Genomic DNA, 12,423 nt, shown 5'->3' with positions numbered 1-12,423 from the left:
TCGACCGTGAGGTCGAGCCCGTCGCTGTTGCGCCGCGCGGGGGCCGGGCCGTAGAGCAGCGGCGGCAGCGGCAGTTGCGGGCTCTCGCGCTCCAGCCACAGCGGCGAGACCAGCAGCGTGGCAATGGGCACGCCGGGGTCGCCGAGCTGGTTGACGAAGGAGGAGTTGGCGCCGTTCTCGAGCAGGCGGCGCACCAGGTAGGCCAGCAGGTCCTTGTGGCGGCCGACCGGCGCATACACGCGCACCGAGGCGCCGGTGTGCTTCATGACCTCGCGGTAGACGCCCTCGCCCATGCCGTGCAGCCGCTGCAGCTCGAAGGGCGCGCCCTGGCGCTGCGCCATCTGCAGGATGGCCGCGATGGTGCCCGCGTTGTGGGTGGCGAACTGCGGATAGATCGCGTCGGGCGCGGCCAGCAGCGCCTGCGCGCAGGCCAGGTAGCTGACGTCGCTGTGGTGCTTGTGGGTGAACACGGGGTAGTGCGGCAGGCCCAGTTCCTGCGCGCGCTTGATCTCGGCGTCCCAGTAGGCGCCCTTGACCAGCCGGCACATCAGCCGCAGGCCGTAGCGGCGCGCGATCGCGGTGACGTGCTCGATCAGCTCGAGCGCGCGCGTCTGGTAGGCCTGCAGCGCGAGGCCGAAACCGCGCCATTGCGGATGCTCGGCGGCGACGCGGGTCGCGAGCGCGTCGAACACGTCGAGCGAGAGCTCGAGCCGGTCGACCTCCTCGGCATCGATGGTGAGGTTGATGTTGGCCGCGGCCGCGCGCTCGCACAGCAGCCACACGCGCGGCACCAGCTCGCGCAGCACGCGCTCGCGCTGCGCGTCCTCGTAGCGCGGATGCAGCGCGCTGAGCTTGATCGAGATGCCGTCGTTGCGCTCGGGCGCGGCGGTGGGATCGGCGCCCTGGGCGATCGCGGCGATGGCGCGGGTGTAGCTCTCGAGGTAGCGCAGCGCGTCCTCGTCGGTGCGCGCGCCCTCGCCGAGCATGTCGTAGCTGAAGCACAGGGCGGACTGCTTGCGGTGCGCGGCACGGGCCTCATCCATCGCCTCGGCGATGGTCTGGCCCAGCACGAACTGCCGGCCCAGCAGCTGCACCGCGCGCAGCGTGGCGGCGACCACGGTGCGCGCGCCGAGCCGGGCCATCAGGCCGGGCGGATGGTCGGCCTCGGGCAGGAAACGCTTCGACATCGCGATCGCGGCCGACGACAGGCGCGACAGCGTGGAATCGGCCGCGCCCTCGAAATCGGCGCGGCCGAGCTGGTCGGCCGTGAGCGCGATGGCGGTCTCGGCATCGGGCACGCGCAGCAGCGCCTCGGCCAGGCGCATCAGCGCGAGGCCTTCGGCGCTCGAGATCGGGTATTCGCGCAGCAGGCTCTCCATGGCCCAGAACGGCGGCGGATGGTCGCGCACCGCCTGCACCCAGGGCGTGGCAACGGTCGAGGCCGCGGTCCAGTCGAGCGCCCCCTCGAGCAGGGCGAGTCGATGGGCGACGACCTCGGTCTCGGGTCGGTAGGGGTCGGGCAGGCGCATGTCTTCTCCTTGGTTGGATTGGCTATGGTCCATGCCTTGATGGCGAATTTTTCACCAAAATTCGACAGCATTTCCGGATAATTCACCAGAACCCTTGCCATCCCATTTCCATGACCGACCTGGACCGCGTCGATCTCCGGCTGCTGAAGATTCTTCAGGAAGACGGCCGCATCACCAACCTCAAGCTGGCCGAGGCGGTGGCGCTGTCGCCGACGGCGGTGCTCGCGCGCGTGCAACGGCTCACGCGCGAGGGCTTCATCCAGGGCTACGAGGCGCGGCTCGACGCCGAGCGGCTGGGCCGCGGCTTCACGGTCTTCGTCGAGGTGCTGCTGGACCGCACCACGCCCAACGTGTTCGACCAGTTCAAGGCCGCGGTGCAGGTGCGCGAGGAGATCGTCGAATGCCACATGGTGGCCGGCGGCTTCGACTACCTGCTGAAGACGCGCATGGCCGACATGGCGGCCTACCGCGACTTCGCGGGCACGGTGCTGTGGCAGCTGCCGGGCGTGCGCGAGACGCGCACCTATGCGGTGATGGAGGAAGTGAAGAGCAGCGCGCGGATCCCGCTGGGGATCTGAGCCTTGCCGCTCAGGCCGCCTTCTGCGGGCGGCCGCCGAAGATCGCCGTGCCGATGCGCACCATCGTGCTGCCCGCGCTGACCGCCGCCTCGAGGTCGGCGCTCATGCCCAGCGACAGGGTATCGAGCGCGATGCCGGCGCCGCGGATTTCATCGAACAGCACCTTCGCGCGCAGCAACAGCGCGCGCTGGGCCTCGAAATCGGGCGCCGGTTCGGGGATCGCCATGAGCCCGCGCAGCACCAGCTGTGGCAACGCCGCCACAGCGCGCGCCAGCGGCAGCGCTTCCTCGGGCGTCACGCCGGACTTGTTGGCGCCGCCGTCGACGTTGACCTGCAGGCAGACCTGCAGCGGCGGCAGATGGGCCGGGCGCTGGGCCGAGAGCCGCTCGGCGATCTTGAGCCGGTCGATGCTGTGCACCCAGTCGAACTGCTCGGCCACGGGCCGCGTCTTGTTGCTCTGCAGGGGGCCGATGCAGTGCCATTCGAGGCCGGCGCGCAGGTCGGCCAGCGCGGCGATCTTGTCCAGGCCTTCCTGCACGTAGTTCTCGCCGAAGGCCGACTGGCCCGCGGCCTGCGCCTCGCGCACCGCCTCGGGCCCGAAGGTCTTCGATACCGCCAGCAGCCGCACCGCGCCGGGGTCGCGGCCGGCGTCGGCGCAGGCCTTCGCGATCCGCTGCCGCACGTGCTGGAGGTCGTCGCCAATCATCGTCATAATCGTCCAAATTCGTATCAAAACGTCACCGAAACCCGATCGAGGAGCCCCGTGGACATCACCCAACTGCTCGCGTTCAGCGTCAAGAACAAGGCTTCCGACCTGCATCTGTCGGCCGGCCTGCCGCCGATGATCCGCGTTCACGGCGATGTGCGCCGCATCAATGTCGATGCGCTGGACCACAAGGCGGTGCACGCCATGGTCTACGACATCATGAGCGACACCCACCGCAAGCACTACGAAGAATTTCTGGAGGTCGACTTCTCGTTCGAGATCGACGGCCTGGCGCGCTTCCGGGTCAACGCCTTCAACCAGGCGCGCGGGGCGGCCGCGGTGTTCCGGACCATCCCCTCGAAGATCCTCACGCTCGAGCAGCTGAATGCGCCCAAGATTTTCGGCGAACTCGCGCTCAAGCCGCGCGGCCTGGTGCTGGTGACCGGCCCCACGGGCTCGGGCAAGTCGACCACGCTGGCCGCGATGGTCAACTACCTCAACGAGAACGAGTACGGCCACATCCTCACGGTGGAGGACCCGATCGAGTTCGTGCACGAGTCGAAGAAGTGCCTGATCAACCAGCGCGAGGTCGGGCCGATGACGCTGTCGTTCGCGAATGCGCTGCGCTCGGCGCTGCGCGAGGACCCCGACGCGATCCTGGTCGGCGAAATGCGCGACCTCGAGACCATCCGCCTCGCGATGACCGCGGCCGAGACCGGCCACCTGGTGTTCGGCACGCTGCACACCTCGTCGGCCGCCAAGACCATCGACCGGATCATCGACGTGTTCCCGGGCGAGGAGAAGGAGATGATCCGCGCCATGCTGTCGGAGTCGCTGCAGGCGGTGATCTCGCAGACCCTGTGCAAGACCAAGGACGGCCTGGGCCGCGTGGCGGCGCACGAGATCATGCTGGGCACGCCGGCCATCCGCAACCTGATCCGCGAGGCCAAGGTGGCGCAGATGTACTCCACCATCCAGACCGGCCAGGGCCAGGGCATGCAGACGCTGGACCAGAACCTCACGGACCTGGTGCGGCGCAATACGATCTCCGCCGCCGAAGCTCGCAGCAAAGCGAAGATCCCCGAAAACTTCCCCGGCTGACCCCAGCCCTCCGGAGCCCCTCATGGAACGCGATCAAGCCAGCCAGTTCATCAACGACCTGCTCAAGCTCATGGTGAGCCGCAACGGCAGCGACCTGTTCATCACGGCCGACTTCCCGCCCGCGATCAAGGTCGACGGCAAGGTCACCAAGGTCTCGCAGCAGGCGCTGGGCGCGCAGCACACGCTGGCGCTCACGCGCTCGGTGATGAACGACCGCCAGACGGCCGAGTTCGAGCGCACCAAGGAGTGCAACTTCGCGATCTCGCCGACCGGCATCGGCCGCTTCCGCGTCAACGCCTTCGTGCAGCAGGGCAAGGTCGGCATGGTGCTGCGGACCATCCCGGCCAAGCTGCCGACCATCGACGACCTGGGCATGCCGCAGGTGCTCAAGGACGTGTCGATGACCAAGCGCGGCCTGTGCATCCTGGTGGGCGCCACCGGCTCGGGCAAGTCGACCACGCTGGCCGCGATGATCGACTGGCGCAACGAGAACTCCTTCGGCCACATCGTCACGGTGGAGGACCCGGTGGAGTTCGTGCATCCGCACAAGAACTGCGTGGTGACGCAGCGCGAGGTGGGCATCGACACCGACAGCTGGGAGGCGGCGCTCAAGAACACGCTGCGCCAGGCGCCCGACGTGATCCTGATGGGCGAGATCCGCGACCGCGAGACCATGGAGCACGCCGTGGCCTTCGCCGAGACCGGCCACCTCTGCATGGCCACGCTGCACGCCAACAGCGCCAACCAGGCGCTCGACCGGATCATCAACTTCTTCCCCGAGGAGCGCCGCGCGCAGCTCTTGATGGACCTGTCGCTGAACCTGCGCTCGCTGGTCTCGCAGCGCCTGGTGCCGACCGAGGACGGCCTGGGCCGCGTGGCGGCGGTCGAGATCCTGCTGAACACGCCGCTGATCTCCGACCTGATCTTCAAGGGCGAGGTCGGCGAGATCAAGGAGATCATGAAGAAGAGCCGCAACCTCGGCATGCAGACCTTCGACCAGGCGCTGTTCGACCTGTTCGAGGGCCACGCGATCAGCTTCGAGGATGCGCTGCGCAATGCCGACTCGGCCAACGACCTGCGGTTGCAGATCAAGCTCAACAGCCAGCGCGCGCGCAGCACCGACCTGGCCGCGGGCACGGAGCACTTCGCGATCGTCTGAGCCGGCGCGCCGCCTTCAGTCGATCTGCCGCTGCCAGGCGGCGAACACGCCCGCCGCGAGCGCGACCACGGCGATCGCCGTGAAGCCGTCGAGCGAGGCCATGAAGGTGGCCTGCTGCTCGAGCGTGCGCCACAGGGTGCCGAGCGCCATCGCATGCGCCTCGCCGGCCGCATGGCCGAGCGCCGCGAAATTCCGCGTCAGCCCGTCGAGCGCCTGCATGAAGCCCGCGTTGCCGGCATTGGCCGATTCGGCGAGCCGGGTTTCGTGCAGCGCGAGCCGGTGCTGCTGCAGCGCGATCACGCTCGAGGTGGCGAAGGAGATCGCGAGCTGCCGCACCAGGTTCTTGAGCCGGTAGCCGTGCGCGAAGTCCTCGGCCGCGAAGGGCCGGAAAGTGAGGTTCGCGACCGGCAGCACCACGAACAGCATCAGCAGGCCGCGCAGCAGCAGCGGCCCGACCAGCGCCTCGCGCCCCGACTGCGGCGTGACGCGCGCGAGCCAGGCGGACGCCAGCGCGGCGATCGCGAAGCCCGCGACGATCAGCCACTTCTTGTGCGCGAGGCGCGCCGAGTAGCGCAGGTAGACGAACACCAGCAGCCCGGTGGCGAGCGACATCGCGCCCGTGAAGTAGCCGGTGTTGCCCACGCTGAAGCCGAGCCCGCCCTCCATCAGCCGCGGCAGCAGGTAGCTGAAGCCGGTCGACAGGTAGTAGTAGACGACGTAGAGCGCGAGCCCGACGCGAAAGCCCGGCTGCCGCAGCGCATGCAGCCGCACCAGCGGCGCGGGATGGTGCCACTGGTGCCAGCCGAACCACGCGAGCCCCGCGAGGCCGGCCAGCGCCAGCCCCACGAGCGCGGGCGAACCGGTGAACAGTTCGAAGTGGGTGCGCGTGAGCACCACCTGCAGCGCCGCCTGCGCCAGCGCGAACACCAGGTAGGGCGCATGGTGCGGCGCGGTGCGCTCGTGCGGCTCGACGTCGCCGAGGTCGGGCAGCGCCCACAGCACCAGCAGGCCGATCAGCACCGCCACCGGCACGGTGCAGCCGAACAGCCAGCGCCAGTCGAAGTTCGAGACCAGGAAGGCACCGGCCACCGGCGCCAGCGCGCCGCCGAAGACGATCAGCACCATGAAGGCCTTGAGCGCCTTGGCGCGGCGCTCGGCCGGCATGCCGATCTGGATCAGGATGCGGCAGGCGCCGAGCATCGGCCCCACGAAGTAGCCCTGCACGCCGCGCGCCAGCGCGAGCTGGGTCGAACTGTCGGACCAGGCGGCGCCGAGGCCGCCCGCGGCGAAGGCGAACATGCACAGCGCGAGATAGCGGCGGTAGCCGAGCCGCTCGATCCACGCATGCTGCTGCAGGATGCCGAGCACCGCGCCCAGCGCGTAGGCGCTCGAGGCCCACACCAGTTCGTCGGGCGAGGCGTTGACGCCGCCCGCGATGTAGCTCGCGAAGAAGGCGAACAGCGCGTTGTCGAAGTAGTCGACCGCCGTGACCAGCCCGATCGCCCAGGGCATCCACGCCACGGCCGAGAGGCCGCGCGGATGCCGGGCGAGGGCCGGTGCGGTCATGACGCCGGGCGCTCCGCGCGCCGCTGCGCGAGGGCCTCCTCCAGCGGTTCGCCGGCCAGGCGGCGTTCGACGTAGTCGAGGTCGCGGCGCAGCTGGGCCTGCAGGGCCGCGGCTTCCTTGAGCTCGCGGCGCACCTGGGCCATGCGCGTGTCGAGCGTGGCGAGCTGCGCGCCCAGCGTCTCGCGCAGCGACTTGAGCGAGGCATTCGACAGCCGTGGCCGGCCGCCCTCGGCCGGCGCCTCCATCGGCTGGCGCAGCATCTCGGTGATGGTGGTGAGCGAGAAGCCCAGCGAGCGCATGCGCAGCACGCGCGCGAGCCGTTCGAGGTCGGCCGGCTCGTAGAGCCGGTAGCGGCCCTCGCTGCGCACCGGCACCACGATGCCCAGTTCCTCGTAGTACTTGAGCGTGCGCGGCGTCACGCCGAGCTGCGCCGCGGCATCGCGAACGGTGAGGGACTTGGGCGGGGGGGCCAGGGAGCTCATGGGGCGATTCTACTCCAACGTGTACGTTCACGTACATGTTTGGGCTGGCACGGCCATGTCCCCCAGGGTGCAGGCTGTCGCCGAATGGCTTTAAGCTCGGGCCCATGAGCAGCATCAACCCCCGCACCTACGAATCCACTCCCGCGCAGACGGTGGCCTTCCTGGGCCTCGGCGTCATGGGCGGGCCGATGGCCGGCCACCTGGCCAAGGCCGGCCACAGCGTCACGGTCTACAACCGCACCGAAGCCAAGGCCCGGGCCTGGGTCGACGAATTCGGCGCCCCCGGCCGCCATGCGGCCACGCCGCGCGAGGCGGTGGCCGGCGCCACCCTCGTGTTCTGCTGCGTCGGCAACGACGACGACCTGCGCTCGGTGGTGCTCGGCGACGACGGCGCCTTCGCCGGCATGGCGAAGGGCGCGGTCTTCGTCGACCACACGACCGCCTCGGCCGACGTGGCGCGCGAACTCTCCAAGGCCGCGCTCGAACGCGGCCTGCAGTTCATCGACGCGCCGGTGTCGGGCGGCCAGGCCGGCGCCCAGAACGGCGCACTCACCGTGATGTGCGGCGGCGACGCGGCCGCCTTCGACCGCATCAAGCCGGTGGCCGCGGCCTTCGCGCGCGCGGTCACGCTGCTCGGCGAGAGCGGCGCGGGCCAGCTCGCGAAGATGGTCAACCAGATCGCGATCGCGGGCCTGGTACAGGGCCTGTCGGAGGCCATCGCCTTCGGCCAGCGCGCGGGGCTCGACATGCAGGCGGTGCTCGAGGTCATCGGCAAGGGCGCCGCCCAGAGCTGGCAGATGGACAACCGCGGCAAGACCATGATCCAGGGCAAGTTCGACTTCGGCTTCGCGGTCGACTGGATGCGCAAGGACCTGGGCCTGGTGCTCGACGAGGCCAAGCGCAACGGCGCGCGCGTGCCCGTGACCGCGCTGGTCGACCAGTTCTATGCCGACGTGCAGCAGTCGGGCGGCCAGCGCTGGGACACCTCGAGCCTGATCACGCGGCTGAAGTAACCAGCCCTCCGCTCCCCCGGAAACGAACAAGGCCCCGTCGAGGGGCCTTGTTCGTTGGTGGGCGAAAGGACTTCAGCGGATCGGGCTGGTCGTCACGCCACCGGCCGGCGCGGGCGCCGGTGCCGACGAAGACGGCAGCGGCTCCATCGGCGGCAGCGGCACGCGCGAGGAGGTGCCGGGCTGCGGCTGCGAGGCCGGCACCACGGGCGCGGGCGCGGAAACACCGCTGCCGCCGCGCTGCGCGCCGGTCAGGTCGGCCTCGCTCACGATCTCGACCACGCGCACCACCTTCTGCACGCCGGTCACGCTGCGCACCACCTCGGTCGCACGGTCGGTCTCGCGGCGCGTGGCGATGCCCATCAGGTAGACCGTGCCGCGCTCGGTCACGACCTTGAAGGAGTTGGCGAAGATGTCCTTGGCGTCGAGCAGCGAGGCCTTGACCTTGCCGGTGACGTAGAGGTCGTTGGAGCGGTCCTGGAAGGTGCTGGGCGTGCCCAGCGTGAGTTCGTTGACCACCGAGCGCACGTTCTCGGCGCCGCGCACCACGTCCTCGACGCGGCGGCGGTCGGCCTCGTTGCCCACCGCGCCGGTCAAGAGCACCTGGCGGTTGTAGCTGGTCACGCTGACGTACATCTGGTCGTTGGCGATGTCGCGCACGCGGGCCGCGGCGCGCAGCTCGATGCCCTGGTCGTCGAGCTGGGCGCCCGAGCTGCGGCGGTCGGTCGCCACCATGCCCACGCCCACCGCCGCCGCGCCGCCGACCACCAGCGGCACGCAGGCCGAGAGGCCCGCGACCAATGCCGCGCCCGAGGCGAGTGCGAGAACGAGGCGGTGCATGGCGCGAGGCGTCGAGGCGGTCTTCTGCATGTGTGATTTCCCTGGAATGGAGGTGCGAGATGGGCGCTGCCGCGAGGCCCTGGCCCGGGTTCGCGGCGAGTTTAGCCCAGCGGATTTGCCGCTCCGTTACGGCTTGTTGGTAGAAATGAAGACGGCCGCGGAGTTCCCGAGGGAACGCCGCGGCCCGCGCCGGATGCGGCTGCCGCCGCTTCTTCAGTTCGTCTTCAGCTCAGGGCTTCGCGAGCGACAGCAGGAACACCTGCTGCGTCGGATCGCGCTGCAGCCGCTGCGCGTTGCGCGTGCTGGCGAACGCCACCTGGCCGCCCGCGGTCACGGGCCAGGTGTTGTTGCCGCGGGCCATCAGCAGGGTGCCGGGCTCCCAGCCACTGTCGGGGCGGAACACCGCGGTCATCACGCGCCAGCGCCAGTCGGCCGAGCGCGAGTCGTACCAGACCGCGCGCACCGCGCCGTCGGCATCGACGCCCAGGCGCGGCCGCTCGCTCATGGTCTTGTCGTCGGCACCGACCACCACCGGCGCCGCGAAGGACTTGCCGCCGTCGCCCGAGACCGCGGCGCGCACCGAGAGGTTGCGCCCGCTCGCGGCGAGCTCCTTGCTCTCCCAGACCGCGACCAGCTCGCCCTTGGCGCCGAACGCGATCTGCGGATGGCGGTCGGCGCGGTCCGAGGTGCCGATCTCGGCCGGCTTCGCGGCCCAGGCGCCACCGGCTTCGCGCACCAGCACCTGCACCTGCCAGTCGTCGGGCGTGGTGCCCTCGCCATAGCTCGCGGCGCCGGTCCACAGCGGATCCTTGTCGCCGCGGTCGTCCTGCCAGGCCACGGCGACGCGGCCGTCGGCCGCCACCGCCACCGAGGGCAGCACCGAGGCCGGATAGCGCGGCGTGCGCGTGTCGCTGGCGATGCCCGGATCGGTCACCTTGCCGGCGGCCGACAGGTTGCGCGGCTGGACGTCGGTGCCGATCTCCTGGGCCATGATGTCGAAGGCCTGATGGGCCGCGATCTCCTGCCATGCGAGCACGGGCTTGCCGCCGGCCGACAGCGCGATCGCCGGATGCTCGGCGCGTCCCTCGACCGCGCGCACGGTCACGGCGGCGTCCCAGTTGGCGCCGCCGTCGGCCGAATGCCGCAGCTTGATCTCGGGCCGGTGCGGCACCTGCACCGCGTCTTCCTCCCAGGTCACCCAGACCTCATTGCCGCGCGCGGCCACACGCGGAAAGCGCGCCTGGCCCTGGCCGCTGAGCGTGCGGCCCGCGTCGCGCCACACGCCCTTGGCGTCGCGCTGGCGATAGACCACGGTGCTGCTCGAGGCGCCATGCAGCTCGGCCACGAAGTGCAGCGCGCCGTCGGCGACCGCGATGTCGGGGAAGCCCGCGAAGCCGCCGCGCGCACCCGCCACGCGCAGCGCGCCGTCCTCGGTGCCGGCATCGGCGGGAATCGGCGTCGCGGGCTTGGCCTCGACCGGCGCGGGCGAGACGAAGATCGGCGACACGGTGGCCTTGACCTCGTCGACCGACACCGGCGCCCAGGGCTGCGGCGTGCTCATGCCGCGCACCTCGGCGCGGTACCAGTCGGGCTTGTCGCCGGCCGCGATGTCGACGATGAAGCTCTCGGCATCGGTCTTGGGCTTGAAGCTCTTGAGCGGGCCGGCGCTCTTGCCGGGCGCGCGGTAGACGAACACGTCCAGGCCCGCGGCGCGGCGCACGTCGATGCGCAGGTGGCCGGCGGTGCCGGCCGGCACGAACACCTCGTCGCCGCCGATCGCGGTGTAGCCGCCGCCGCGCAGGTCGGTGGCGATCGAGACGAAGGGGCCGTTCGGGTCGTACGAGAGGCTGGTGTGGCCGCGCTGCAGCGCCTGCACGATGGCGCGCTCGTTGTAAGCCCTGGACAGCAGCTGCGTGGCCGGCATGCCGGGGTTCGAGATCGGATAGACCGTGCCCTCGCCGTCCCACAGCTCGCGCATGTGGCTGTCGCTCGCGCCCGCGATGCCGAAGCGGAAGCCCGCGTTCCACAGCTTCTCGGCATAGGCGTCGGCCAGCACGGTCTCGGGGCTCGGCGTGCCGTTCCAGGTCTCGACCAGGTCCACGCCCTGCACGTTGGCATAGGCATTGAACGAGCCGTCGGCATTGGTCTCGCCGTCGTTGGGATGCGCCACGGTCCAGTTCGCGCCCTGGCTGTGCGCGTCCCAGATCGACTGCTGCAGGTGCGTGAAGGGCTGGCGGTCGGCGCGCGCGGCGCCCTGCACGATCGAGTCGACGCCGCCCTGCACCGTGGCGTGCGGGCTGCCGTTGGCTTCCTCGCCGCGCACCAGCAGCAGCGAGGGCGACTCCCAGTTCCAGTCGTAGTGCTGGTCGTAGGTGCGGTGGTCGGTCAGCGGCATGAACTCCAGGCCCATGCGCGTGCCCTGTCCGATCTGGTCGGCGATGCCGGTGTTGCCCGGGCCCTTGTCGTCGTTGAGCTGGCGCGCCGCGCTGCCGTCGGACGAGTGGTCGTCGTGCACGTGCGTGTCGCCCTTGAGCCAGGTGCCGGCGGGGATCGACGGCGCGGCCTGCGTGAACTTCGCGGCGATGCGCTGCGCGGCCTTCACGGTCACGACGCAGCGCGTGTCGCCGCTCTCGCACGAGGTGCCCTGCCAACCCGCGAACACGAAGCCGTGCGCGGGCGTGGCGTTGAGCGTGACGGTGCTGCCTTCGGCGTAGTCGGCGCTGGCGCCGGTGCAGCTGCCGGGGCCGCAGGCCAGCCTGGCGTCGAGCGATTCGACGTCGCCGCTGCCCTCGACCGCGAGCGACAGCGCGAAGCTCGCGGGCTGCGCGCCGCCGTCCTGGCCGTTGTCGCCTTGCGCGGGGCCGCCGCCCGAGGGTGGCGCGAAGCCGAAGAAGCCGCCGCCGCCACCGCTGCCGCCGCCGCAGGCACTCAGTGCCAGCACGCAGACGGCGCTCAGGGTGGCCAGTGCGGCGCGTGGCGTGCGGCGCGTGGAAGGGGTCGATAACAGCCTGCCGCGGACCGCGGGCAGGGAGGGAAAGTTCGGGAGTTTCATGGGGGGCGGCGCGCCGGAGAGTTGAGGAGCGAGCGCGCTCGGCCGCGATGCTAGGAAGCCGCCATGTCAATCACGTGAACTTTGTTCAACACATTTATGAAATCGTTCTGAGAAAAACTCAGACCCCGGCGCAGCGAAACGCATGCCCCCCCCGCGCGCCGGGGAGCGTCATGCGTGAAGGGTTCAGCTCGACGGCGACAGCACGTCGCTGTCCGGATCGCCGAGCAGCTGCGCGTCCACGCCGTCGCACAGGCAATGCAGCGCGAGCAGGTGGATCTCGTGGATGCGCGCGCCGCGCTCGTGCGGCACGCTGATCTGCACGTCGGTCTCGCGCAGCGCGCGGCCGATCACGCCGCCCGTGCCCGGTGCGGCCGAAGCGCCCGCGTTGGCATTGCCGAGC

10 protein-coding genes and 1 pseudogene are annotated in these 12,423 nt (G+C 70.7%); 4 read left to right on the top strand and 7 right to left on the bottom strand.

Going from position 1 to position 12,423, the window contains the following annotated elements; genetic code table 11:
• On the bottom strand, window positions 1-1,529 hold a 1,529-nt coding region (locus AC27VN_RS18105), incomplete at its 3' end, for a proline dehydrogenase family protein (RefSeq protein ID WP_490877408.1).
• Between the two features lie 110 nt (window positions 1,530-1,639).
• On the opposite strand from AC27VN_RS18105, the gene AC27VN_RS18100 reads away from it, so the two are divergent.
• A complete protein-coding gene (locus AC27VN_RS18100; protein WP_057594014.1) occupies window positions 1,640-2,107 on the top strand; it encodes an Lrp/AsnC ligand binding domain-containing protein in 468 nt (155 codons plus the stop codon).
• A gap of 10 nt (window positions 2,108-2,117) precedes the next feature.
• On the opposite strand, the gene AC27VN_RS18095 is transcribed toward AC27VN_RS18100, so the two are convergent.
• Window positions 2,118-2,819 carry a YggS family pyridoxal phosphate-dependent enzyme gene (locus AC27VN_RS18095; RefSeq protein WP_490877407.1) on the bottom strand — a complete coding sequence of 234 codons (702 nt, stop codon included), beginning with the start codon at window positions 2,817-2,819 and terminating at the stop codon, window positions 2,118-2,120.
• A gap of 51 nt (window positions 2,820-2,870) precedes the next feature.
• Here AC27VN_RS18095 and AC27VN_RS18090 point away from each other — a divergent pair, with 51 nt between their 5' ends.
• Complete coding sequence (locus AC27VN_RS18090; protein WP_093354394.1) at window positions 2,871-3,914, top strand: type IV pilus twitching motility protein PilT; 1,044 nt, start codon at window positions 2,871-2,873, stop codon at window positions 3,912-3,914.
• 22 nt (window positions 3,915-3,936) lie between these two features.
• The gene (locus AC27VN_RS18085; RefSeq protein WP_057594011.1) at window positions 3,937-5,073 is read left to right on the top strand and encodes a PilT/PilU family type 4a pilus ATPase; all 1,137 of its coding nucleotides are present in this window, start codon (window positions 3,937-3,939) and stop codon (window positions 5,071-5,073) included.
• A gap of 15 nt (window positions 5,074-5,088) precedes the next feature.
• On the opposite strand, the gene AC27VN_RS18080 is transcribed toward AC27VN_RS18085, so the two are convergent.
• Together AC27VN_RS18080 and AC27VN_RS18075 are read right to left on the bottom strand one after the other, a co-directional pair.
• Window positions 5,089-6,639, bottom strand: a complete 1,551-nt coding sequence (locus tag AC27VN_RS18080) for an MFS transporter (RefSeq protein WP_490877406.1) — start codon at window positions 6,637-6,639, stop codon at window positions 5,089-5,091.
• Window positions 6,636-7,121 carry a MerR family transcriptional regulator gene (locus AC27VN_RS18075; protein WP_490877405.1) on the bottom strand — a complete coding sequence of 162 codons (486 nt, stop codon included), beginning with the start codon at window positions 7,119-7,121 and terminating at the stop codon, window positions 6,636-6,638. Before AC27VN_RS18075 ends, AC27VN_RS18080 begins: the two co-directional genes overlap by 4 nt.
• A gap of 104 nt (window positions 7,122-7,225) precedes the next feature.
• Here AC27VN_RS18075 and AC27VN_RS18070 point away from each other — a divergent pair, with 104 nt between their 5' ends.
• Window positions 7,226-8,134: an NAD(P)-dependent oxidoreductase gene (locus AC27VN_RS18070; protein ID WP_296787362.1), complete on the top strand. Its 909-nt coding sequence runs from the start codon at window positions 7,226-7,228 to the stop codon at window positions 8,132-8,134.
• Window positions 8,135-8,206: 72 nt separating this feature from the next.
• On the opposite strand, the gene AC27VN_RS18065 is transcribed toward AC27VN_RS18070, so the two are convergent.
• The 3 genes and pseudogenes from AC27VN_RS18065 to AC27VN_RS18055 all read right to left on the bottom strand — a co-directional run.
• Entirely contained in the window at window positions 8,207-9,001 is a 795-nt protein-coding gene (locus tag AC27VN_RS18065; protein WP_490877404.1) for a BON domain-containing protein, read from the bottom strand.
• 199 nt (window positions 9,002-9,200) lie between these two features.
• The gene (locus AC27VN_RS18060) at window positions 9,201-12,023 is read right to left on the bottom strand and encodes a CehA/McbA family metallohydrolase (RefSeq protein ID WP_490877403.1); all 2,823 of its coding nucleotides are present in this window, start codon (window positions 12,021-12,023) and stop codon (window positions 9,201-9,203) included.
• 183 nt (window positions 12,024-12,206) lie between these two features.
• Window positions 12,207-12,423: pseudogene (locus AC27VN_RS18055) on the bottom strand (phosphoheptose isomerase); the annotation flags it as partial.

The organism is Variovorax sp. 20P10.2.4, from assembly GCF_058244205.1.
Note: the sequence above shows the minus strand (reverse complement) of the source record. Positions and strands in the feature narration are given on the sequence as shown.